Origin of the sequence: Cobetia sp. 5-25-4-2 (assembly GCF_013374075.1) — a bacterium.
In the GTDB taxonomy this organism is placed as follows: domain Bacteria; phylum Pseudomonadota; class Gammaproteobacteria; order Pseudomonadales; family Halomonadaceae; genus Cobetia; species Cobetia marina.
The window spans coordinates 239,273-261,712 of record NZ_BLWK01000005.1 but is presented as its reverse complement, the minus strand read 5'-3'; the positions used below and the strand labels follow the sequence as shown (position 1 = coordinate 261,712).

17 protein-coding genes and 1 pseudogene are annotated in these 22,440 nt (G+C 63.0%); 6 read left to right on the top strand and 12 right to left on the bottom strand.

What is annotated here, in order from left to right; genetic code table 11:
* Positions 1 to 65: 65 nt before the first annotated feature.
* The 3 genes from gabT to HXS65_RS12225 form a co-directional block, all read right to left on the bottom strand.
* On the bottom strand, positions 66 to 1,352 hold the full coding sequence (gabT, locus tag HXS65_RS12235) for a 4-aminobutyrate--2-oxoglutarate transaminase (RefSeq protein ID WP_371861075.1): 1,287 nt from the start codon (positions 1,350 to 1,352) through the stop codon (positions 66 to 68).
* 124 nt (positions 1,353 to 1,476) lie between these two features.
* Positions 1,477 to 2,970, bottom strand: coding sequence for an NAD-dependent succinate-semialdehyde dehydrogenase (locus HXS65_RS12230; protein ID WP_176493971.1), 1,494 nt, complete (start codon positions 2,968 to 2,970; stop codon positions 1,477 to 1,479).
* A 158-nt stretch (positions 2,971 to 3,128) separates the two neighbouring features.
* Complete coding sequence (locus tag HXS65_RS12225) at positions 3,129 to 4,553, bottom strand: APC family permease (protein WP_084208603.1); 1,425 nt, start codon at positions 4,551 to 4,553, stop codon at positions 3,129 to 3,131.
* A 416-nt stretch (positions 4,554 to 4,969) separates the two neighbouring features.
* Between HXS65_RS12225 and HXS65_RS12220 the strand changes: the two genes are divergently transcribed.
* Positions 4,970 to 6,436, top strand: coding sequence for a PLP-dependent aminotransferase family protein (locus tag HXS65_RS12220; protein ID WP_176493970.1), 1,467 nt, complete (start codon positions 4,970 to 4,972; stop codon positions 6,434 to 6,436).
* Positions 6,437 to 6,516: 80 nt separating this feature from the next.
* Here the strand turns inward: HXS65_RS12220 and HXS65_RS12215 are convergent, their stop codons facing one another.
* The 4 genes from HXS65_RS12215 to HXS65_RS12200 all read right to left on the bottom strand — a co-directional run bounded on the left by HXS65_RS12215 (position 6,517) and on the right by HXS65_RS12200 (position 10,607).
* Positions 6,517 to 7,725, bottom strand: coding sequence for a hypothetical protein (locus HXS65_RS12215; RefSeq protein ID WP_218015078.1), 1,209 nt, complete (start codon positions 7,723 to 7,725; stop codon positions 6,517 to 6,519).
* An 89-nt stretch (positions 7,726 to 7,814) separates the two neighbouring features.
* Positions 7,815 to 8,837 carry a patatin-like phospholipase family protein gene (locus tag HXS65_RS12210; protein ID WP_176493969.1) on the bottom strand — a complete coding sequence of 341 codons (1,023 nt, stop codon included), beginning with the start codon at positions 8,835 to 8,837 and terminating at the stop codon, positions 7,815 to 7,817.
* Positions 8,838 to 9,170: 333 nt separating this feature from the next.
* The gene (locus tag HXS65_RS12205; protein WP_084208606.1) at positions 9,171 to 10,025 is read right to left on the bottom strand and encodes an SDR family oxidoreductase; all 855 of its coding nucleotides are present in this window, start codon (positions 10,023 to 10,025) and stop codon (positions 9,171 to 9,173) included.
* A gap of 222 nt (positions 10,026 to 10,247) precedes the next feature.
* On the bottom strand, positions 10,248 to 10,607 hold the full coding sequence (locus HXS65_RS12200; protein WP_176493968.1) for a hypothetical protein: 360 nt from the start codon (positions 10,605 to 10,607) through the stop codon (positions 10,248 to 10,250).
* Positions 10,608 to 11,265: 658 nt separating this feature from the next.
* Between HXS65_RS12200 and HXS65_RS12195 the strand changes: the two are divergent.
* Positions 11,266 to 11,946: pseudogene (locus HXS65_RS12195) on the top strand (spermidine synthase); the annotation flags it as partial.
* 274 nt (positions 11,947 to 12,220) lie between these two features.
* Here HXS65_RS12195 and HXS65_RS12190 read toward each other — a convergent pair.
* Positions 12,221 to 12,661, bottom strand: coding sequence for a hemerythrin domain-containing protein (locus tag HXS65_RS12190; RefSeq protein ID WP_176493967.1), 441 nt, complete (start codon positions 12,659 to 12,661; stop codon positions 12,221 to 12,223).
* A gap of 341 nt (positions 12,662 to 13,002) precedes the next feature.
* On the opposite strand from HXS65_RS12190, the gene HXS65_RS12185 reads away from it, so the two are divergent.
* The 4 genes from HXS65_RS12185 (at position 13,003) to HXS65_RS12170 (ending at position 18,094) form a co-directional block, all read left to right on the top strand.
* Positions 13,003 to 15,453: an FdhF/YdeP family oxidoreductase gene (locus HXS65_RS12185; RefSeq protein ID WP_176493966.1), complete on the top strand. Its 2,451-nt coding sequence runs from the start codon at positions 13,003 to 13,005 to the stop codon at positions 15,451 to 15,453.
* Between the two features lie 547 nt (positions 15,454 to 16,000).
* Complete coding sequence (gene codB, locus HXS65_RS12180; RefSeq protein WP_176493965.1) at positions 16,001 to 17,302, top strand: cytosine permease; 1,302 nt, start codon at positions 16,001 to 16,003, stop codon at positions 17,300 to 17,302.
* A gap of 154 nt (positions 17,303 to 17,456) precedes the next feature.
* Positions 17,457 to 17,750, top strand: a complete 294-nt coding sequence (locus HXS65_RS12175) for a type II toxin-antitoxin system RelE/ParE family toxin (protein WP_176493964.1) — start codon at positions 17,457 to 17,459, stop codon at positions 17,748 to 17,750.
* Between the two features lie 14 nt (positions 17,751 to 17,764).
* A complete protein-coding gene (locus HXS65_RS12170) occupies positions 17,765 to 18,094 on the top strand; it encodes a HigA family addiction module antitoxin (RefSeq protein WP_077376121.1) in 330 nt (109 codons plus the stop codon).
* 126 nt (positions 18,095 to 18,220) lie between these two features.
* Here HXS65_RS12170 and HXS65_RS12165 read toward each other — a convergent pair whose 3' ends face one another.
* The 4 genes from HXS65_RS12165 to HXS65_RS12150 form a co-directional block, all read right to left on the bottom strand.
* Positions 18,221 to 19,201, bottom strand: coding sequence for a DMT family transporter (locus HXS65_RS12165; RefSeq protein ID WP_176493963.1), 981 nt, complete (start codon positions 19,199 to 19,201; stop codon positions 18,221 to 18,223).
* 186 nt (positions 19,202 to 19,387) lie between these two features.
* On the bottom strand, positions 19,388 to 20,623 hold the full coding sequence (locus HXS65_RS12160; RefSeq protein ID WP_176493962.1) for a DMT family transporter: 1,236 nt from the start codon (positions 20,621 to 20,623) through the stop codon (positions 19,388 to 19,390).
* Positions 20,624 to 20,799: 176 nt separating this feature from the next.
* The gene (locus HXS65_RS12155; RefSeq protein ID WP_176493961.1) at positions 20,800 to 21,531 is read right to left on the bottom strand and encodes an AraC family transcriptional regulator; all 732 of its coding nucleotides are present in this window, start codon (positions 21,529 to 21,531) and stop codon (positions 20,800 to 20,802) included.
* A gap of 74 nt (positions 21,532 to 21,605) precedes the next feature.
* Positions 21,606 to 22,148, bottom strand: a complete 543-nt coding sequence (locus tag HXS65_RS12150) for a carboxypeptidase regulatory-like domain-containing protein (RefSeq protein WP_176493960.1) — start codon at positions 22,146 to 22,148, stop codon at positions 21,606 to 21,608.
* Positions 22,149 to 22,440 lie beyond the last annotated feature (292 nt).

The window sequence follows — 22,440 nt, the reverse complement described above, 5'->3', positions numbered from 1 at the left end:
TGGAAACGACAACGGCCACCCGAAGGTGGCCGTTCTGTTACACGTGTGTCGGAAAAGGCAACCGATCAGACGAGGCTTTCCAGCGCCTTCTCGACGATGTCGAGACCTTCTTCCAGCACTTCCGGCTCGACCGTCAGCGGCACCAACACGCGGATGGAGTTGGAATAGAAGCCACAGGACAGCAGGATCAGCCCCAGCTCCTTGGCCTTGGCACATACGGCAGCGGTCGCGGCGGGGTCCGGCTTGCCATCGGCGTCCACCAGCTCGAAGGCCGCCATGGAACCCTGGTTGCGTGAGTGCGCGACATGCGCGAAGCGTTCTTCCCACTGGGCGAAACGCGCGGCGAGTTGCTCGCCCATCTGGGTGCTGCGCTCCAGGATGTTCTCTTCGCGGATGACGTCGATGACGGCCAGGGCCGCGGCGCAGGACAGCGGGTTGCCGCTGTAGGTGCCGCCCAGAGAGCCCGGGCCGGAGGAATCCATCACCTCGGCGGTACCGACGACAGCCGACAGCGGCATGCCGTTGGCCAGACTCTTGGCCATGGTCATGATGTCGGCTTCGACACCGCTGTGCTCCATCGCGAACAGCTTGCCGGTACGCGCGAAGCCGGACTGCACTTCATCGGCGATCAGCAGGATGCCGTGCTCGTCACACAGCTCACGCAGCGCGGTGAGGAAGCTCGGCGAGGCGATGTAGAAGCCACCTTCGCCCTGCACCGGCTCGATGACGATGGCGGCGGTGCGGTGCGGTGCGATGTCAGTCTTGAACAGGGTGCGGATGGCGTTCAGGGACTGCTCTTCGCTGATGCCGTGAATCGGGTTCGGATAGGGCGCACGGAAGATGTCACCCGGCATCGGGCCGAAGTCGTTCTTGTACGGCAGCACCTTGCCGGTCATCGCCAGGGTCATCATGGTGCGGCCGTGGAAGGCACCGTCGAAGGTGATGACACCGCTGCGGCCGGTGGCGGCACGTGCGATCTTGATGGCGTTCTCGACCGCTTCCGCGCCGGAATTGACCAGCAGGGTCTTGCGTTCCGGGCCACGCACCGGCGTCAGCTCGGCCAGCTTCTGGCTCAGTTGCACGTACGGGGCGTAGGAGATGACGCCCGCGGCGGTGTGCATGACCTTGTCGAGCTGTGCCTTGACGGCGGCGACGACCTTCGGGTGACGGTGACCCAGGTTGAGCACGCCGATGCCGCCGGCGAAGTCGATCCAGCGGTTGCCGTCCGCATCCCAGATCTCGGCGTTCAGCGCGGTGTCGGCGAACTGCGGCGTGGCGGTGACGGCACCCTTGGCGACGTACTTGTGCTTGAGGACGTCGAGTTGTTCGTTGCTCAGCTGGGAGTGGCTCATGTCAGGTTCCTTTTCTTGTTGCCGGTGGCATGGCGCGGACCATGCCACCGTTGTCTAGTAAACGTGGTGGGATAACGTCGTGAGACGTCCTCTCGAGGCATCGTCGCGAGGCGTCCACACAAAATCAGAGGCCGCCGATGCAGACGTACTTCAGCTCGGTGAACTCTTCCAGACCGTGGTGAGACCCTTCACGACCCAGACCGGATTCCTTGATGCCGCCGAAGGGCGCCAGCTCGGTGGAGATCATGCCCTCATTGACCCCGACCATGCCGTATTCCAGCGCTTCCAGCGTATGCCAGATGCGACGGTAGTCGGTGGCATAGAAGTAGGCGGCCAGGCCGAAGGGCGTGTCATTGGCCATCGCGATGGCGTCTTCATCCTTGTGGAAGCGGAACACCGGTGCCAGCGGCCCGAAAGTCTCCTCATCCGCCACCACCATCTCGGTGGTGACATCGGCCAGCACGGTGGGCTCGAAGAAGCTGTGGCCCAGGGCGTGCGGCTTGCCACCGGTGACCAGGCGCGCGCCCTTGCCGATGGCGTCATCGACGTGGCTCTGCACCTTGCTGACGGCAGCGCCGTTGATCAGCGGACCGATGGTGTTGCCATCGACCAGCCCATCGCCGACCTGCATGGCGGCGACCCGCGCCGCGAGCTTCTCGACGAAGGCATCGTAGACGCCGTCCTGGACGAGGAAGCGGTTGGTGCACACGCAGGTCTGGCCCGCATTGCGGAACTTGGAGGCGATGGCACCGTCGACGGCGGCATCGACATCGGCATCATCGAAGACGATGAACGGGGCGTTGCCGCCCAGCTCCATGGCGGTCTTCTTGACGGTGGAGGCACACTGCGCCATCAGCGTCTTGCCCACCGGGGTGGAGCCGGTGAAGGAGACCTTGCGGATGCGCGGGTCGGTGGTCAGCACTTCACCGATGGCGATCGGCTTCATGGCGGTGACGACACTGATCAGACCTGCCGGCAGGCCGGCTTCCAGCGCCAGATCCGCCAGTGCCAGCGCGGTCAGCGGGGTGGCTTCGGCCGGCTTGATGACCACGGCACAGCCTGCGGCGATCGCCGGCGCGCATTTGCGGGTGATCATCGCCAGCGGGAAGTTCCACGGCGTGATGGCTGCCACCACACCGATGGGCTCGCGCAGCACCATCAGGCGCTTGTCGGCACCGTGGGACGGCAGGGTCTCACCGGCCATGCGCTTGGCTTCTTCGGCGAAGAATTCGATGAAGGAGGCGCCATAGGTCACCTCGCCACGCGATTCCGCCAGCGGCTTGCCCTGTTCCAGGGTCATCAGCTGGGCGAGGTCTTCCCGGTGCTCAAGCACCAGGTCGAACCAGCGGCGCAGCAGCGCAGAACGCTCCTTCACCGGCACCTTCTTCCAAGCGTTGCCGGCGCTCTCGGCGGCGGCGACGGCGTCACGGGTATCCTCGGCGCTGACTTCCGCGACACGGGCCAGTTGCTCGCCAGTCGCCGGATTGGTCACGTTGAAGGTGGTACCGGTCTCGCGGCGCTCGCTGCCGATCAAGGCAGGGACGAAGACGTCGCGGCTGTTCTCCGAGTTGACGTAGCGCTTCAGGAAGTCGCTGGTCGGGAGTGCAATACGGGACATGTGGAGCTCCTCTGGCGGTCTGGCGTGCAGTGCATTCATTGAGTGGACAGCGCTGGCGAATCGCGCGGACTGTCCTGATATCGGCTCGCGGTGGTCGAGTCCGATGGGGCCGGGCAGGCGGACGGACCTGCCCGGCGGTCACATGACGAGGCCTTTGCTCAGTGAGCGGTGAAGGCCGGTGCCATGATGCGGTCGCTGTATTCACGGCCGAATTGCTTGAGGGCGATGGCGTACATCACCAGGCCCAGTGCCATCCAGGCGCCGAAGATCATCCACTCGGTGCCGGTCAGTGCGGAAGGGCTGCCCGGCAGGTACAGACAGGCCATGGCGAAGGACAGCAGGATGGCCAGCACACCGCACAGCTTGCCGTGACGCACGCGGAACGGGCGCGGCATGTCCGGCTCGCGGATGCGCAGGATCAGGAACGAGATCGCGACGAACAGATAGGCGATGACGATACCCAGCCCGCCGGCATCCACGATCCACACCAGTGCCGGACGACCGAAGAAGGGCGCGATGCAGGACAGCAGGCCGATCAGCAGTACGGCGTTGGTCGGTGTCTTGTGTTTCGGGTGCAGCTTGCCGAGGGCGGCCGGCAGCATGCCGGCATGCGCCAGGGCGTAGATGGCGCGCGAGCCACCGATGTAGAAGGCGTTCCAGCTGGTGATGATGCCGGCGATACCTGCAAGGATCATCAGCTTGCTGGCCCAGGGCGTGTTGAACAGTGCCTGCATGGCATCCGGCACGCTCAGTGAACTTGCCAGCAGGGAGTCGTGATCCAGTGCCAGGCTGGTGGCCAGGATGATCAGCGCATACCACACCACTGCCAGTACCACGGACATCATCAGCACCTTGCCGATGGCGTTGTAGGGCAGATTGATCTCCTCGGCGGCCTGGGGGATGACATCGAAGCCCACGAACAGGAAGGGCACCAGCACCAGTACCGCGATGATGCCGGCCGTCACGCCACCCTCAGACTGGGTGAACAGCGGCGTCATGTTGGCGACATCGCCTTCAAACAGTGCACCGGTCACGAACAGGACACCGGCGATCAGGATCACGCCGGTCACGACCTTCTGCAGCAGCGCTGCCGTGGTGATGCCGACATAGTTGATCGCCATCATCGCCAGAGACCCGCCGACACCGACGGCAACCCAGGTGGCCTTGACGTCCCAGCCGGCGATGGTCCACATGTGACCGACGGCATAGCCGGGTGCGAGGTTCTCGATGACGGTCGGCAGGGCCACCGCCTCGAAGGACACCACGCTCAGGTAGCCGAGAATGATGGTCCAGGTGCACAGGAAGGACGAGAAATGTCCCATGGCACGGTAGCTGTAGACGTGTTCGCCACCCACCTTGGGCATGGCGGCGGCCAGTTCGGCATAGGTCAGGCCGATCAAGACGACAGCGATGCCGCCGATGATGAAGGCGATGATGGCGCCGATGCTGCCGGCATTCTGGATCATGCCGCCGGTCAGGACGATCCAGCCCCAGCCGACCATGGCACCGAAGGCGAGGGCCAGAACGTCGCCGCGGGCGAGGACTCTGACAAGTTGTTCTGCAGGGGGAGTTGTTTGGGTCATGGGGGATGCGTCCGAGTCGATCTTGGAATTTGTTATATGGCGGTGCCGGACCTGCTGATGTCTTTCGTGTGCGTCTGCTGTCCTGTGCCGAACGTTCTGGCGGGTAAGCAGGTGCAAGGTCAGTCCTGTCGCTGGCTGAGGCTTGTGGGAAAAATTCGCTCCTGTCGACATCGCAGGAGCGATCCAGCCATCGTGGGCTGTGAGCATCAGTCAGTAGGCAGCGCCTGAGGGACACGCTATCAGCGGCCACTGTTCAGGCGAATAGACCAATTGAGCGTTTGACTGGACCAATCTTGGTGGACTGCGGATAATCAGGGATGAATGGGCGCTGTACCCCGCCAGCCAGGCTGGTTGCTCACGTGATCTATGCAGCGTATGGACGTTACGTGCTACATGAACGATATCGGGAGACCTGCATGGAACTGGCCACGCTTGAGCCATTGATCGAGTGCTATCGCCGCCAGTCGCAGGCCCTGGGCAAGCAGGTGCGGCTGGAGCAGGCATTGCTCGAGATGATTCGTGAGCAATGGCCGGTGGGGGTACGGCTGCCTGCGCATCGCAAGCTGTGCGAGGCGCTGGGCGTGGCACGCAACACCCTGTCATTGGCCATCAAGTCGCTGATCGAGGAAGGCTATCTGCACACCGGGCAGGGTCAGGGCACCTGGACGCGCCGCCCATATGCCGCGAGACCCGGCAGCGCCTCGCCCGAGGCACCTGCGCCACTGCCGCTTTCCACTCGCGCACGCCGGGTGCTGGGCGGGCAAGGGGCGAGTCTGATCCAGAGTGGTGCCTTCGTGCCGGGCATCCCGGATATCGCGCGCTTTCCGATGCGCAAGTGGCGTCAGCTGTATGCCAGCGTCACGGTGCCCCACAACGCGCTGCTGCTGTCGTATTCCAGCGGTGGCTATGGCCCGCTCAAGCGGGAGATTCGGGATTTTCTACGCCGCTGGCGCAACATCGATTGCGATACCCAGCAGATCATCATCACCGAGGGCACCCACCACGGCATCGAGCTGTGTGCGCTGGCGCTGGCGGACGCCGGCCAGCAGGTGGTGATGGAGTCTCCCTGCTACTGGGGGGCACGCAATGTCTTTCTGGCCGCCGGACTCGAGACCCAGCTGATTCCCTGGCGACCCGCGGATGACACCGCCGATGCCCCGGGCCACGAGCTCGCCCTGCTGGCGCGTCGTCCGGTGCAGATCGCCTATTTCACCGGCTCGCATCACTATCCCTTGAGTGTCCCTACCTCACGGCGTGACAAGCTGGCGCTCTGCGAGGCCTGTCAGCCCGCCTATATCCTCGAGGATGACTACGAGTTCAGTGGCGATGACCATGATCAGCTGCTGTTTGACCCGGACGCCGACAATCGCCTGCTGGTCGGCTCGTTCTCCAAGCTGATGTTTCCTGGCCTGCGGCTGGGCTATCTGGTGGTGCCGCGCGCGCTGGCCGGGCCGATGAATCGGCTGCGCAGCGAGGTGTTTCGCGAGGGGCGCATGCTGGATCAGGCGGTGCTGGCGCAGTTCATCGCCGATGGGGATCTCGATGCCTGGTATCAGCGCATCCAGCGCGATTATCTGGGCCGACAGCAGGTGGTGCATGACCAGCTGTGTCAGGTGAAGGGCGTGATCAGCGTCTCGCCGCCCTCGCGCGGCATCAGCCTGTGCGTGCAGTTCGCCCCCGAGATCGATGACAAGCGCGTCGCGCAACTGATGGTCAAGGAGCATCTGATCGTGCGGCCACTGAGCATGGTCTGCAGCAGCGAGGATTCACGACGTGGGCTGGTGCTGGGGGTCGGCATGCTGGCGGGCGAGAGTCTGGTCAGTGAGGTGGCCCGGCTCAGACGCACGCTGGAGAGCATATTGACCATGCGCGACATCCGGTAGGGCGGCAATGAGCAGCGTCAGAATTGAAAACGCCTCCGCCCGGCAGGGCGAAGGCGTGGTATCGATACTGAACGCGAGTGCTACTTTGCCTGCTGCATGCGCTCGGTCAGCTTGCGGAATTCCTCGCGCATGGCGTTGTTCTCGAAGCTGGTGGCGACCGGTACCTGCAGGCCGGCGAGGGTGTCGAAGGTCTTGACGCCCTGGCGGATCAGGTCGGCGACATGCGCGCTGAGCTTGACGGTGCGATAGGTATTGGTCGCCACCGCAAGTTCGCGTTGGCTCTTGGTGAGCGATGTCTTGACGCGGTCGCGCTGCTCGCTCACCAACGAGCGATAGAGGTTGATCGTCTTGAGCGTCAGCGCATTGGCGCGGATGTTGTTCTCCAGGCTCTCACGTGAGCCGCCTTGCTTGATCAGCGTGCGGGCTTCGCGCGTGGTGGCTTGGGCTTCGTCGGCGAACCCTTGCAGCTGCGGCAATACCTCGTCATCCACGCGGGCGATGAAGTCCTGCTGCATGGTGACGATCATGCGGTGGAGCATGACGACCATGCCGTAGTAGCGACGCGCGTACTCCAGATTCTCGCCACTGTCGCGGGTCAGCTCGGCGAGCTGCTGGGCCACCGACTTGATGCTGGCGAACACGACACTCATGGTCAGCACGTCGTCGCCGACCACCGAGGACAGCCACACCTGGACCTGGTCCGGCGTCAGGGTGATGCCGATCTCATCGAGCCGCGCGGCCAGCTTGCCTTCCAGCGTGGTCAGCTCGCCTTGATAGGCGGTGATGTTCTTCTCATGTGCGGCGATCAGCAGGTCATAATCGCCGCGTGTGCTGGCGGTGAATTCGCGCAGGGTATCGGTAGGCGTGAAGCGCGTCAGCGTCGAGACCTCGGTGTCGGGCGCCAGGATACGCTTCTCCTTCAACTCGGAAATCTCACGGCGCGATTCGCGAATCTTGTCCTCGACCTGTCGATAGGTGCTGCGCAGGGTCGAGAGTTGTGGCACGTCGAGGGCCTGCATGGCTTCCTCGATCATCTCGTCCATATCACTGCGCGCGGAGGCCTGATCGCGGCTGATCCAGGCCTCTTCCGGCAAGGTGTCCATCTCATCGAAATAGCCGACCGCCTTCTTCAAGGTGGCGAAGGCTTCCGGCTGGTCAAAGTGCATGTCGTCGGCTGCCAGGGCGAGACCCGGCGTCAGGGTGGGCGCGAGGGTCGCCAATGACAGACTGAGCGCTGCCAGGAGGCGGGTGGCGGGGCGGCGAGACACTGGCGAACTACCTTGGGGCATCGGGGACACTCGGGTCGGCATGAGCATGGCAGCGCAGAGTAGCAAAATCGCTGACAGGCGTCTCCGAGTTCGCGTCTTGCAAGGCGTGCTCAGTGAGGCTCATAGGCCTCGGGCTTGCCGGTGGCGGGGTCGATGCGGTCCAGCGACGGGCCACGATAGTGGTCCATGATCAGCGCCACCGCTGCCTCGCCGTACTGCGCGAACCAGAAGTCGCCCATGCCCTTGAGGCGCTGGATATTGGTGACGCTGATGTCGTCCATCGCATCGTCAGGCGCCTTGGGCAATCCCGGTTGCGGGCGCATCTCGGCGTTGACGCGGATGTAGCTGCCCGGCGGCGAGATGGTGATGGCCTGATAGCCGACCACCTTCTCGTCGGAGAGCACGTCGATCAGACTGCCTTCCAGCATCCACTGCACCGCGCCCCAATGCTGGGAATCCGGGCCGTTGATCTTGCGCGTGCGCGTCCCGGTACCGATCGACAGCACGCGCCGGGTGTCATGCGGCCACAGTCGACAGGCCTCGGCGATGGCGCACATCGTCGGGTTGTTGGCGATCACGCCACCATCGATCAGCCAGGTCTGCTCATTGTCCGTCCCGAGTTTCATGTCGCGGGTCGGGAAGTAGGTGGGCGCGGCGCTCGAGGCATCCGCGACCTGCCAGGCCAGCAGCTTGTGGTGCTCGCGCTTGCTGGACTTCAGCACATGCGGGCGGCGTCTCTCGATCCCGTAGGTGACGACGAGGACCTGCTTGCCGTCAGGGACATCCCGGAGCTTGGCCTGGCCGAGATGCTTCTTGAGCATCGCGCTCTTGCCCTTGGCCTCGTACCTGGGCGCATTGATGCCATCGAGTTCGAACCAGCCACGATTGTCGACGAAGATCTTCCTGGCATTGGTTGCGCTGTAGAGCCCGTTGATGTCTTCGAGGCTCATGTCGGTGGTAGCCAGCGCCAGCGCGATCAGGCTGCCGGTAGAGGTGCCTGCGTAGAAATCGACGCAGGCGCGCAGTGTGGTCTGATGGTCGCGCTTGAGTGTCGCATCGACATGCATCAGAAACCGGGCGGTAGCTGCCCCACGTATGCCGCCACCATCCAGCGAGAGAATCAGCTTGGACATGCAGGCCTCCTGCAGCGCGAGTGACGTTCCTTTCCTGCCCATGGCATTCCCTGGGCTGCTACCAGAATAGAGAGGCCAACGCTTTACAGCCGTGTGAAATGCCTGATACGGACCGACAGGAGGGCCTGATACTGGCAGGGAGAAGAGGTGATTCGAACGCGGCACAAGCGCTGAGACGCGGTACGCATTCCTTGAGCAGACCCCTATGGGAATGTGAAAAAGGCCACCCGGATCGGGTGGCCTTTGGTGTTGCTGCGTGGTGATCGCCACATCGCTGGCAGGGCAGTGATCACCAGCCACTGGCGCAGTGAAGCGTTCAGGGACGCATCGTGATCAGGTGTTGAGCACGACGCCACCATTGAGGTGGATCGTCTGTCCCGACATGTAGCTTGAATCGTCGCTGGCCAGATAGACGTAGGCCGGGCCCATCTCGCTGGGTTGCCCGGGACGCTCCATCGGCACCTGCTTGCCGAATTCGGCGACCTTGTCATCCTCGAAGCTGGCGGGGATCAACGGGGTCCAGACCGGGCCGGGGGCCACGGCATTGACGCGGATGCCGCGGTCCATCAGCGTGCCGGACAGCGAGCGTACCAGTCCCTGGATGGCCCCCTTGGTGGCGCTGTAATCGATCAGGCTGTCATTGCCCTTGAAGGCGTTGACCGAGGAGGTGGCAATGATGGAGTCGCCCTTGGAAAGATGCGGGACGGCGGCCTTGATCAGATAGAAGTGACTGAAGAGATTGGTCTTGAAGGTGCGTTCGAGCTGCTCGTCATCTATCTCGGTCACGTCATTCCAGTCGTACTGCTCGGCGGCGTTGTTGACCAGGATGTTGAGCTTGCCGAATTCCTCCAGCGTGCCTTCTATCACCTTGCGGCAGAAGGCCGGGTCACCGATGTCACCGGCGATGCGGCTGGCCTTCTGACCTTCGGCCTCGATCAGTCGGAGGGTTTCCTCGGCGTCCTTTTCCTCGCTGCCGACGTGGGTGATCATGCAGTCGGCCCCTTCGCGCGCGAAGTGGACGGCGGCGGCGCGCCCGATGCCGCTGTCGCCTCCGGTGATGACGGCGACCTTGCCCTTGAGCTTTCCGCTGCCCTGATAGCCTTCCCGGATATATTCGGGGCGAGGCTGCATGCGATGTTCATCACCCGGTTGATGATCCTGATGCTGCGGGGGTTGTAGTTGACTCATGCTGTCACTCCTTGTCCGTGAATCATGATGACGACGCAATCGCCTTCAGACGCGAACGCCTACCTGAATGACATGTGGATCTTCGTGCGGATTCAAACCCCTACATTCAAAAAACTTGATGTTCATGTGGGGCGGGGTCATGCCACCAATGAAAACGCCCGTTGCTCAGGGGAAAGCAACGGGCGGGGGTGTCATCTTCGGCTCAGGCCAGGTGTCAACGGCTCAGGAAACGACGCCCTGTGGCTTGTCGTGCACGGTCGCCGGGGTGGGGGCCCCCTGCGGCGAGACGGAGGCCACGGCGGGGGCAAGCGCCTGCTCCCGTTGCTGGGGTGAGGCCTGGACATTGAGCTCTGGCAGGTTCTCGGGGTCATGCCCCGGACCGGCTTCCAGCGTGGGCAGGGCCTCTCGGATGATGCAGGCACACAGGCGGCGGTGTGCCTGCAGCATCAGGCCCTCACGCTCCAGGTATTGCATCAGTCGCGTGGCTGACACCAGCGCGACGATGGGATGCAGACCGCGAAAGCGTTCCTCTACCTTTTCGGCACTGATGGTCGCCAGTTGCTCTGGGTTGGTGTGTGGCATCGGTGGTTCCCCTAGATGGCACTCGGTGTCCCGAGTGCGGATGATGCGTGTCATTCGCTGGTCATGACGGCGTCTGCCGCCACGTGAGAGTGTCTTTCTGTCAGGCGTCGCTGTTATAGGTGTCGTTGTTTACGTGCGTGAATCGTCGTGCGAAATCACCCTCTCGCCTGTCCCGCAGACCGCCTTTCCCCATAGTGTGTCGCCTCAAGGCGGGGTCAGGCAATGACCCGAGAGGCATGCGTGGCGGGCACGATCTCCCGAGCAGGCCGTGGCCTGGCTGGCGCTCAAGCCAGAGAGCATCGCTGCCGCGTGTCTGGCACCTTCGCGCCAGCGTTTTGCATTATGCAACTTCCATTGATTAACGATTGTGGATTTTCGTAACCACCTAGCCAGTATTAGAGATACCACGAGAATGTGCCAGTTCTGTTGCAGAGACTCTGTTGTCTCTCAATCGTTGCCACTGCTGTTGTCCTTTCAGGCAGCTATCCCTGTGGAGTGACTGGCTCATTATCGCCATGACGCGCATGGCTGGTAGGATAACGCTCCTCTGGATCATGCAGATGCCTGCCAGCGGGATATTGCGTCAATGCGCGTCGCCCCGGCTGGAGTTGCCTGCAGGTATCGATTGTCGCGTGATCTCTTCTAGCCTGGATATGCCATGAAACGTTTTGTGCTGCTCGATACCGCCCCGATCCCCGGTACCACGGATTCGCTCTGTCTGTTCGAGTATGGCGAGGACTTCGTCATCAAGATCGAGAGCGGCAAGGGGGGGCAGCTGATGAATACCCGCATGCATGGCTCGGAAGACGCGCTGGCAGAGATTCCTGCTGGCCTGCTGAAGAGTCGCGGAACGCCGTCGGCGCCGCAGCGTGTCCTGATCGGCGGTCTGGGCATGGGCTTCACGCTGGCCTCGGCGCTTGCGCACTTCAAGGCAGATGCCGAGGTGGTGGTCGCCGAGCTGGTGCCGGGCGTGATCACCTGGAATGACGGCCCGCTGGGGGCCAAGGCGGGGTATCCGATCCGCAATCCGCGCACGACCGTCGAGAATCGCGATGTGGCCGAGGTGCTGCGCGAAGCACCTGGCGGTTTCGATGCCATCATGCTGGATGTGGACAATGGCCCGGAGGGGCTGACCGCTGACGACAATGATTGGCTCTATAGCGCGGAAGGGCTGGCGGTATGCGCCAGGGCACTGCGTCCTGCCGGCATTCTGGCAGTGTGGTCGGCCACGGCCGATGCGCGCTTCTCGCAGCGTCTGTCGCGGGCCGGTTTCAAGGCCGAGGCACGTCAGGTGTATGCCCATGGCACGTCCGGAGCCAGGCATACGATCTGGATCGCACGTCATGTCGGACGTTCCGCGACCTCCGAGACCGGGCCAGGGGCGGGCAAGGGAGAGAAGAAGGGCAAGCGTGCTGGTGGTTCATTCAAGGGGGCCGGGGCGAAAGGCAGCCGCCGCCGGTAATGTCGTGCGGTCGGGGCGTCAGCCTCTTTCGCCAACTTCTCGACCGCCATCAACGACAACGGGCTGGCCACGTCATGTGGCCAGCCCGTGTCATGTCCTGCCTGGCTATTGTCGAGCGTCAGGCGTCAGGCGTCAGGCGTCAGGCGACATATCAGGCCGCTTCGCGTGCCTTCATGTCCTTCAGGTACTCATCGGCGAGTCGCTGCTTGGTGGCGTCGTCGAAGACGCGACCGGCCAGCTGGAAGACTTCCTGCTCTTCCTTGTCCAGATGGTGAGTCACCAGATGCTCGAGCTGCTTGGCGGCGGCCAGCCAGCCCGGCGAGCTGTAGTCCGTCGTCTCGAGTTTCTCGACCAGCTCATCGATTTCATGGTGCTCGGCCACGCTGTGACGCGCCTTTTCCTGCGTCATGTCGTGCTCCATCATCGGGATGTAGAGCGCGCGCTCCTCAGCTCCCGCATGGTTGGTGAGCGATTCCTTGAGGCGCTTGAACAGGTCATCGCGAGGCTCGCTGTCACCTTCGGTCTTGAGCAGCATGTCCAGCAGGCGGCGTTGTTCGTCGTGGGTCTCGCGCAGGGCTTCAAAGATGGTCATGTCCGGGCTCCTCATCAGCGTCAGCTTGTCGAGTGGCTGGGCGAGACGCGTGGCCTGTCTCTCTTCTTGCCGGACTCTCAGCTTCTCCCTTCAAGCTTTAGGAGTTCCAGCATTCCAGAAGACGGCTCACGTCTGTCAGGGTCTCGCCGTGTCAGCGCATTTTCTCGAGCTCATTGTGTCAGGTATGTACAACTCTGGTGGCGGATCGAAAGAACTTCAAGGGCGCAACGCCGGCTGCCCTTGAAAATCCCCCGCGCGAGAGCAAGAGATGAGGTATCGCTCATATCTCGCCTGCTACTTTCTCTTTCTTGATCGAGCACGCACCGCGCAGGAGTTCTGACATGTCACACGACGCGCCCACGTCCCGGCCCGCCTCTTCCAGCACCTTCGGCCACAAGGGGTCCCATGCGCCTGACCTTTCCCGCGAGCTTTCCGGCAGCCAGCTTGATCGTCCGCCGGGCGGCGGCTGGCCATCGCTCAAGGCAGTGGAGACGTTCCTCTGGCAGGAGCACCTGCCGATCGCCGGGCATGTCAGCCTGATGAAGATGAACAAGCCGGATGGCTTCATCTGTCCGAGCTGCGCCTGGCCGAATGGTGACAAGCCCAAGGGGGCCAATTTCTGCGAGAACGGTGCCAAGGCACTGGCATGGGAGGCGACGCGTGAACGCGTCAGCGATGAACTCTTCGCTCAGAACACCGTGAGCCAGCTTCGCGAGTGGACGGATCATCATCTGGAGAAGGAAGGGCGCCTGACGCACCCGCTGCGCTACAACGCCGAGCAGGACCGTTACGAGGTGACCAGCTGGGAGGCGGCCTACGCCGAGATCGGTGAGCGTCTCAAACAGTATGACGACCCGAACCAGGTCGAGTTCTATACCTCGGGGCGCACCTCCAACGAGGCGGCCTTCCTGTTCTCGCTGTTCGGGCGCATGTACGGCACCAACAACTTCCCCGACTGCTCGAACATGTGTCACGAGACCACCTCCCGGGCCTTGCCGGAGTCCATCGGCATCGGCAAGGCCACGGTGAATCTCGAGGACTTCAAGCAGGCCGATGCCATCTTCATCTTCGGTCAGAACAGCGGCACCAACAGTCCCCGCATGCTGGGCGATCTCCACGAGGCGCGTGGCCGTGGTGCCGAGGTGGTGAGCTTCAATCCCCTGCGCGAGCGGGCGCTGGTGAGCTTTGCCGACCCGCAATCGCCCAGGGACATGCTGAGCGGCAAGGGCGTCGAGATCAGCACCCAGTACCATCAGCTGCGCATCGGCGGGGATCTCGCTGCCGTGCAGGCGATGTGCAAGTACGTGATCGAGGCCGACGATGCGCTGCGTGAGCGCAATCCTCATGCGGTGGGGCTGCTGGATCATGACTTCATCGCTCAGCACACCCACGGCTTCGAGGCCTTCGCCGATCACTGCCGCAAGCTCGACTGGCAGGATCTGGTCGAGATGTCCGGCCTGTCACGGGAGTCACTGGAGCAGGCGGCGCAGACCTATCTTGAGGCCGAGCGCGTGATCTGTTGCTGGGGCATGGGCATCACTCAGCATGCGCGGGGTGGCGATACCATCCAGCAGATCGTCAATCTGCTGTTGTTGCGCGGCAATATCGGCAAGCCGGGCGCCGGGCCTTGTCCGGTGCGCGGCCACTCCAACGTGCAGGGGGATCGCACCGTCGGTATCGAGAACCTCCCCAACGGCGCGATGCTGGATGCCTTCGATCGCGTCTTCGACATCCAGTGCCCACGGGACAACGGCCATGATGTCGCCGAATGCTGCGAGGCGATTCTGCGCGGTGAGACACGGGCCTTCATCGGCATGGGCGGCAACTTCTTCCGCGCGATTCCGGACCAGAAGCGCATCGTGGAGAAGGTGCACGAGCTGGACATGACGGTGCATATCGCCACCAAGCTCAATCGCAGCCATCTGCACCCCGGCAAGCACGGCTGGGTATTGCCGACGCTGGGTCATAGCGAGCGGGATCTGCAGGCCGGCGCCGATGGCAAGGGCGCGGAGCAGACCACCAGTGTCGAGGACGGCATGTGCAACGTCTCGCCCTCGCGCGGCGTGATGGCGCCGGCGGATGCCAGCCTGCATTCCGAGATCGCCATCACCTGTCAGCTGGCCAAGGCCACTTTGCCGGCGCATCCCACCCTGGACTGGGACTGGTTGCAGGCGGATTACGCGCGCATTCGCGACCGTATCGAACAGGTCTTCCCGCAGATCTTCCCGGATTACAATGCCCGCCTGGCGCAGGGTGGCTTCCACATCCGCATCGCCCCGCGTGAGCGCATCTGGCACACCGACTCCGGGCGCGCCAACTTCCTGTTCCCCGAGGGACTTGGCACCGATGAGCAGGGCCTCGACAAGGTCACCCACGAGACGCTGGACATGGACAGTACCTTCCTGCTCAGCACCATGCGGGGCCATGATCAGTTCAACACCACCGTCTATTCCAATGATGACCGCTATCGGGACGTCTACGGGACGCGCATGGTGGTGATGATCAGCCCGCAGGATCTGGAAACGCTCGGCCTGTCCGAGGGCCAGCGCGTGCGTATGGAAACCGTGAGTGAGGATGGTGTCGAGCGCAGCATGGCCGGCTTCAAGCTCAAGGCCTACGATATCCCGAGCGGCTGTCTGGCAGCGTATTACCCGGAAACCAATGACCTGATTCCGCTGGATCACCGTGATGCGCGCAGCAATACGCCGGCCTCGAAATCGGTGCCTGTCAGATTGCGTCTGATGGACAGCGAAGAGGTCAATGCCAGTGAAGGAGTGCTGGCAAGCGCTTGAGGACGCCTCTGACCGGGAATGTCTGAAAAAATTTGCATCCTGCACTTGGCGTCAGGTTATGGCGTGGAGAAAGGACGATGCGATCAACGCCACGCGCTGCACTGAAAGAGTGCGCCGCGTGGCGTTTTTGTGGATCACTGCCATATTGAGGGCATCATACGGGGATCTTGCGCCATCACCGGCCAAGTGACGCAAGCGATACGTCAGAGAAGGCATTGCTGCGCCAATAGCTGCCTCACACCCCCTCCAGCGCGAGATCCTGACGCCAAGGACAAGTTATGGTGCCGGGCAGCCCGCGGACAGGTACGCGGGCATCTCAAGGACTGGCGCGTTTCTTGCGTGGTGGTAGGGTGGCGACCGCCAGTCCCGCTCATCCGCACTTCGCCAGCGGTTGGCAGGCTCTCATCGACCGACGCGCTGCCCGTCGAGCGCAGCGTTCCATGAGAGCGACCTGCCAGATGGCGAGAGAGCATGGCACCTTACTCCGGCTGACACGGCCTCACACGAAGAGACTCGGCGCGATGCACGAGTCCGAGGGATACCCCGCATGGCAGATGACCGCTCATCAACTTCACAGACCTCACCGCTGGCTTCGGCCGCAGGCAATGACTATCCCTTGAGCGAAGTCCCCGCTTCGGCACGACGTGGGCTGCTCTCCACTTCAATGGTGCTGCTCGGCTTCACCTTCTTCACCGCCACCATGTGGGCCGGTGGGTCACTGGGCGCGGCCTTCGAACTCAATGAGCTGATGTGGATCATCGTGATCGGCAATCTGCTGCTGGGGAGCTATGCGGCGGCGCTGGCCTACATCGCCTGCAAGAGCGGCCTCAACTCGGTGTTGATGGGCCGCCTATGCTTTGGCGAGAAGGGCAGCCGTCTGTCGGACTTCGTGCTCGGCTTCACCCAGATCGGCTGGTACGCCTGGGGCACCGCGACCATCGCCATCGTGCTGGTCAAGACACTCGGCTTGCCGGAATGGCTGACCACGCCGCTGATGGTCATCTTCGGTTTCGCCTTCTGCCTGACGGCGATGATCGGCTATCGCGGGCTCGACATGCTCTCGCGCGTTGCCGTGCCGGCCATGCTGCTGTTCATTCTGTTCAGTCTCTATACCGGCATGGTCGACGTCGGTGGCATGGCGGGACTCGCGGCACTGACGCCCACGGATTCCATGAGCTGGACAGCCGCCATCACGGCGGTGATCGGTACCTTCATCAGTGGCGGCACCCAGGCGACCAACTGGAGTCGCTTCGCACGCTCGCCGAAGATCGCCGTGATCGCCACGCTGGCGGCTTTCTTCGTCGGCAATGGTCTGATGGTGCTGACCGGTGCGCTCGGCGCGATGATCTATCAGCAGGCTGATATCGTCGATGTGATGATTGCCCAGGGGCTGGTCAGCCTCGCGGTGTTGATGCTGTTTCTCAATATCTGGACCACCCAGGACAACACCATCTACAACTTCGCCATCGCCGGCTGCAACCTGCTGCGCACACCGCATCGTCAGCGTGTCACCCTGGGCGGCGCGGCCATCGGCACGGTGCTGGCGGTACTCGGCATGTATGAGTGGCTGATCCCGTTCCTGATTCTGCTCGGTACCTTCATTCCACCGATCGGCGGCGTGATCATGGCCAACTTCTGGCTCGGCCACAGAGGCCAGTATCCGCGTCTCGCCGAGATGCCCAAGGTGGATTACCACTGGCCGGGCCTCGCCGCCTACGCCATCGCCTGCCTGTGTGCCTGGAGCTCCCCCTTCATGCCGCCGGTCGTGGGTGTCGTGGTCGCCTTCGTCGTCTACGGCGGGCTGATCAAGCTTGCCAAGGTCGAACTGGCCGACAAGACGGCGGCATGAGTGACTGATCGCCTGATGTGAAGGGCAGAGGAATACGAAACGCCCAACGAGTTCTGGACTCGTTGGGCGTTTTTCATGGGGGAGAGAAACGTCAGGGGAGAGTCACTTGATGCACAACGGGGTTGTGCATAGAATGAGGGGAAAAGGTGCTGCCATGGCGGTGGAATTCAGGGATGTGTGGCTCGAGAGCTTCTACGAGCAAGATGTTGGTCACCGCAAGATACCTGCGGCGCTCTCAAATTCGCTTTATCGCAAGTTGCAGATTCTCGATGCCGCAAGCCAGGAGTCTGATTTGAGGATTCCGCCAGGCAATCGTTTCGAGCATCTGCAGGGCAATCTCGCAGGTTATTGCTCGATTCGCGTCAACAAGCAGTATCGACTCATCTTTCGATGGGAGGCAGGGATTGCCCATCAAACATATCTAGACCCGCATGCTGACAAGGGCTAGAGGAGGTAGCAGCGATGAGAAACACCCAGCGGCGCCCACTGACGGTAGGCGAGATGTTGACGGCAGAGTTTCTGGAGCCGATGGAGATCGACATCCGCACACTGGCCGAGGCGATGGGAGTGCACAGAAATACCCTGAGCCGTATCGTTCATGACAAGGGGACCTTGACGGCCCCGATGGCCATCAAGCTGGCGGCTGCGCTAGGCAATACGCCGGAGTTCTGGCTCAACATCCAGCATGCTGTGGAGCTCTGGGATGTGCGCCATCGTGCCTACGCGCAGGATGCCAAGGGCGTACGCCGCATAACGCCGCAAGTTGATGCCGCCGAGCTTGCCTCGCATTGACGTCGCACGCTCTTCACGGCGAGTGATCGAGACGGCGTTAGGCCGAGAGTTCATGCCCAGTAACACAGAAAGCCACAGCCTGAGGATCAGGCTGGGGCTTTCTGTTGTTCAGGCTCCAGGCATTCCTCAGGTCGTTTTCGGCCTCACCTGAATCACCAGGCAGACGGCAATCAGTACCATGCCGGTCCAGCCGAGCGGAGCGATATGCTCGCCGACGATGGTGACGGCGAGCAGCGCGGCGACCAGCGGCTCGAACAGCGTGAGCAGGGTGGCCTTGCTGGCGGCGATGGTCTTGAGGCCATAGCCGAAGGCGAGATAGCCGAGGAACATCGGTACCAGTGCCATGTAGAGTGCTACGCCTGCGTTGCCGGCAGTGGCGAACAGGCGCGGGTCTGCCACCAGCATGCTGAGGCCCAGGCCTGCGATCAACGCGATGCCGGCGACGCCGAACAGGCTGCCCATGGCCGCGCGAGCGTGGATACCACCTTCCATCATGCGCCGTGCGATCAGCGAGTAGGCCGCGTAGGTCACCCCGGCGATGATGCCCAGCGCGATACCCGCCAGGCGCGCCAGTTCATCAGTGAAGGCAAGGCGACCGTTAGCACTCTGCCCCGCGGCGAGGGGCGTCGGCATGCCCTGATGGCCCGTTTCGCCCAATGCCATCATCACCACCCCGGCGATGCCCAGCGCGAGGCTGAGATACCAGCTCGGCGTGAGTCGATGGTGACCGAACAGGCGCTCCAGTATCGCGGCCGCCAGGGGCGCCGTGGCGATGGTGATCACCGTGCCGATGGCGACGCCCGCCAGATGCATCGAGGTGTAGAAGGCCAGCGGGTAGATGACGACACATACGGCGCCGAGCAATACACAGCGCTTCTGCGCCATCAAAAGGCCCAGGCAGCCCAAGATATAGGGCCGTGCGATCACTGCCTGAAGCAGGCCACCAACGCCCATGGCGAAGGCACCGGTCGCCAGCGGACTGACGTCCTGATTGAAGTGGGCCGCCGTGCCGGTGGTGCCCCACAGCAGCGCCGCAAACAGCACCGCCAGGCTGCCCAGCACTCCCGACTTCGAGGGTTGGGAGGTCAGAGGAGAGATCGTTGTCATCCAGGCATTCCTTTGGCGTGAGAGGTGCGCTCTTTCTCGTCGGCTCGCCATGCATGCCGCGAGCACGCAGAGTGTGCTGAAACCACTTTCTGTCATGATCACGACAACGCGGCGAGTCACTGCGGTCTGCGCCCCGTCGTCAGCTCAGTGCAACCGGCTCAGTGAGGCCAGTTCAGTGAGATCCGTTCAGTGAGATCCGTTCAACGTGGTGTCCTGTCGCCGGACTCCACTGCCGCATGGGGACCAGCCGTGCTGGCTCTCTGCGGGGTAGTCGAGCATTGCGACGCTTTCGCAGGCGGGCTCCTGCCCGCTATCGTTGCCAGTCCAGAGCCCCGTCGCCAGGTCAGTCTCCAGATCAGACGCCCGCTCTGCCTCAAGGTCAGGGCGTCGTGATGCGTGGGAGGCCCTTGCCCATGCGGTGGGCGCTGGCTGCGGACTGGCCGTCGGGGTCCTGGGGGCACGGGAGCGAAGCTGCAGCATCAGGCAGGTCATGATCAACAGCATGCCGATCGCCCCCATCATGGTGAACTGCTCGCCGACCACCACGACCGCCAGAACGCCTGCCACCAGCGGCTCGAACATGGTCAGCATGGTGACGCGACTGATGGGCACGCTGGCCAGCCCACGCCCGAAGACCAGACTGGCCAGCAGCATGGGAATCAGCGCCATGTAGATGGCGACACTGGCATTCACCGGCGTGGCGAACAGGCGCGGGTCGTGGATGAGGCTGGCGGTTCCGAGGCCGAGCAGCAGCAGCACACCGGCGGTGCCGAACAGGCAGCCCATCGCCGCACGTCCGTGGGTGCCTTGCAACATCATGCGTCTGGCGAGCAGCGAATAGGTGGCGTAGCTTGCGCCGGCCACGATCCCCAGGGCGATGCCGATGAGCTTGCGCTCATCCATGAGCATCGCCCCCTCACCACGCGCTTCCAGCAGTGGCGTGGCCTCAGGCAACGCGGTCTCGCCGATGGCCATCAGCGCGACGCCGATCATTCCCAGCGTCAGCGCGGCATACCAGCTGGTAGTGACCTTCTTGCGGTCCAGCAGATATTCCAGTGCGGCGGCCGCCAAGGGGGCCGTGGCGATGGTGATGACGGTGCCCATCGCGACACCGGTGTATTCCATGGCCGAGTAGAAGGCCAGGGGATAGCAGAGGATGAACAGAGTGCCCCAGGCCACCAGGTGTTTCTGTGCGAGCAGCTTGTGTGCCTCGGCGCGAAGGTGGCGGCGTGACAGAATGGCCTGGAGTACGCCGCCCACCCCCATGGCGAAGGCGCCGGTAGCCAGCGGGCTCACGCCCTGATTGAAGTGGGCGGCCGTGCCGGTGGTCCCCCACAGGCAGGCAGCCAGCAGTACGCACAGGTTGCCGGTCTGACCTTGGAGCAGCGGGGAGAGCGAAGCGTTCGCGATGCGGTGTTGCATGGTTGATGGCTCGCAATGAAAGGTGATTCGGTGACCACGAGATTACGCTTCATTGCGAATCGATATTGTGCTGAAACTACGCTTCGTTCTGCTGGAGACAGCCAAGTGAGCCAGCAGGCGTCTGAAACGCCGTGACAAGGGCGGGAGAGGTGCTGAAGAAGGTCAGGGGAAGACGCTCAGCTGGAGATGGTCAGGCTGGAGTACTGGCGAGTCATCTCGCGCGGCGTCATGCCGAAATGGTGAGAGAAGCGTCGCGTGAAGGCCGACAGGTTCTGATAGCCCACTGCCTCGGCGACCTGCTGGACACTGAGGTCGGAATGGATCAACTGCGCACGGGCGCGCTCCATGCGCCGGGCTGTCAGGTACTGCTTGACGCTGACGCCCAGGTTGTCACGAAAGATCTTGTGGAACTGGGTAGGACTCAGATGCGCCAGGGCCGCCAGTGATGCCACGTCATGCGGCTGATCCAACTGCTCGTTCATGACATCCAGCACTCTGAGTAGACGCCGATCGACACGCTTGTCGCAGGTCTGCCGCTCCAGCAGGCCCAGAAACAGCTCGATGGCCAGACGGTCGATCCGCGCATCGACCTTGCCCTGCAGCTGGGCTTCGAGAAACAGAAGGTAGTTCATCAGCAGGGTGCTGATGGAGAACACCACGCGCCGAGTGGCGGCGAGATTGTCGGGCAGGTAGTCCAGGTCTGCGACGATGAAGCGTGCCGCGTCATGGGCCTGGAACTGATGGATCTCGCCCGAGCGGATGATCACGCATTCGCCTGTGACCACGGTACCGGTGTAGCCGCCGACCTGGATGTCGAGATGGCCCCGGATCGGCAGCACCAGCTGCGGATATTCGTGATCATGCACATCGGCGCGTGGCGTGTAGGAACGTAACGAGAGTGCCGTCATGGTGTCGTGGTCATTCGTCGATCATCCCTCAGGGTGGCAGGCCCGGGGCTCGCGGGAGTCTGGGCTCAGCACGCTCAGCGGCTCAGTTCGATGTTGCGTGTCTGACCACGCCCGACCTGCACCTGGCTCAGGATGAGCGGGCTGCGGGTGCCATCGGGCAGTTTGATGACGCCAGCGACATAGAAGGTGCCGGCGGGCAGGCCGGTGGCATTGAAGTAGCCATTGCTGTCGGTGCGCACGATATGGGTATAGGCCTGGGCACGCGGGTCGGCGCGCTCTGCCGTCTTGCCGGCCAGTGCCAGTTCCGCGGCTTCCGCGGAGTAGGTGGTGACGGGGGCAATGGAGATGCCGGCTCGGTTGGCATGGATCGTCTGACCCTGCCAGTCATAGGACATGCGGCCCTTGATGACCGAGGTTCCCGTCTTGTCGAGCTTGGCGTACTCCGCCTCCGGGAAGGCCACTGTCCGCTTGACGCGCTGATCGGCGTCCTCGGAGGCAGTGGTGCTGCCGAAGTCCGGAAGGGAAATGCTGTCGGCGATAAGGGACGCGCTCTCGCAACCTGCCAGCAGAGTGGTGGTGAGAATCAACGCGAGAGGGGTACGCAGGGTGCGAAGCATGATGGCCATCCTTGGAATGACGAAGGGATCAAGCCCACATCCTACTGTGCCGCGAGATGACTGAAAACGTCAGCCGCCGCGAAAGACGTAAGCCACGCTCTCGGGGCGAGGGGTAGGGTCTGCCGCGTTCACTAGGGTTGCATCGAGCGCGATGACGGAGTTGCGCAAGTGCGAACGCACGATTCATTAGTCTTTCGTCTATGAGGGGGTGCCAATTGTTACCATTCACCCAATGTTAATGTTTCCCGCTTGACCTGCTGCTGGCCTGCCAGCGTGCTCGAGTGTGCGTATC

Coding starts and splice junctions, on each gene's coding strand:
- gabT (WP_371861075.1), bottom strand. CDS start 1,352: ATGAGCCACTCCCAGCTGAGCAACGAACAACTCGACGTCCTCAAGCAC.
- HXS65_RS12230 (WP_176493971.1), bottom strand. CDS start 2,970: ATGTCCCGTATTGCACTCCCGACCAGCGACTTCCTGAAGCGCTACGTC.
- HXS65_RS12225 (WP_084208603.1), bottom strand. CDS start 4,553: ATGACCCAAACAACTCCCCCTGCAGAACAACTTGTCAGAGTCCTCGCC.
- HXS65_RS12220 (WP_176493970.1), top strand. CDS start 4,970: ATGGAACTGGCCACGCTTGAGCCATTGATCGAGTGCTATCGCCGCCAG.
- HXS65_RS12215 (WP_218015078.1), bottom strand. CDS start 7,725: ATGCCCCAAGGTAGTTCGCCAGTGTCTCGCCGCCCCGCCACCCGCCTC.
- HXS65_RS12210 (WP_176493969.1), bottom strand. CDS start 8,837: ATGTCCAAGCTGATTCTCTCGCTGGATGGTGGCGGCATACGTGGGGCA.
- HXS65_RS12205 (WP_084208606.1), bottom strand. CDS start 10,025: ATGAGTCAACTACAACCCCCGCAGCATCAGGATCATCAACCGGGTGAT.
- HXS65_RS12200 (WP_176493968.1), bottom strand. CDS start 10,607: ATGCCACACACCAACCCAGAGCAACTGGCGACCATCAGTGCCGAAAAG.
- HXS65_RS12190 (WP_176493967.1), bottom strand. CDS start 12,661: ATGACCATCTTTGAAGCCCTGCGCGAGACCCACGACGAACAACGCCGC.
- HXS65_RS12185 (WP_176493966.1), top strand. CDS start 13,003: ATGTCACACGACGCGCCCACGTCCCGGCCCGCCTCTTCCAGCACCTTC.
- codB (WP_176493965.1), top strand. CDS start 16,001: ATGGCAGATGACCGCTCATCAACTTCACAGACCTCACCGCTGGCTTCG.
- HXS65_RS12175 (WP_176493964.1), top strand. CDS start 17,457: ATGGCGGTGGAATTCAGGGATGTGTGGCTCGAGAGCTTCTACGAGCAA.
- HXS65_RS12170 (WP_077376121.1), top strand. CDS start 17,765: ATGAGAAACACCCAGCGGCGCCCACTGACGGTAGGCGAGATGTTGACG.
- HXS65_RS12165 (WP_176493963.1), bottom strand. CDS start 19,201: ATGACAACGATCTCTCCTCTGACCTCCCAACCCTCGAAGTCGGGAGTG.
- HXS65_RS12160 (WP_176493962.1), bottom strand. CDS start 20,623: ATGCAACACCGCATCGCGAACGCTTCGCTCTCCCCGCTGCTCCAAGGT.
- HXS65_RS12155 (WP_176493961.1), bottom strand. CDS start 21,531: ATGACGGCACTCTCGTTACGTTCCTACACGCCACGCGCCGATGTGCAT.
- HXS65_RS12150 (WP_176493960.1), bottom strand. CDS start 22,148: ATGCTTCGCACCCTGCGTACCCCTCTCGCGTTGATTCTCACCACCACT.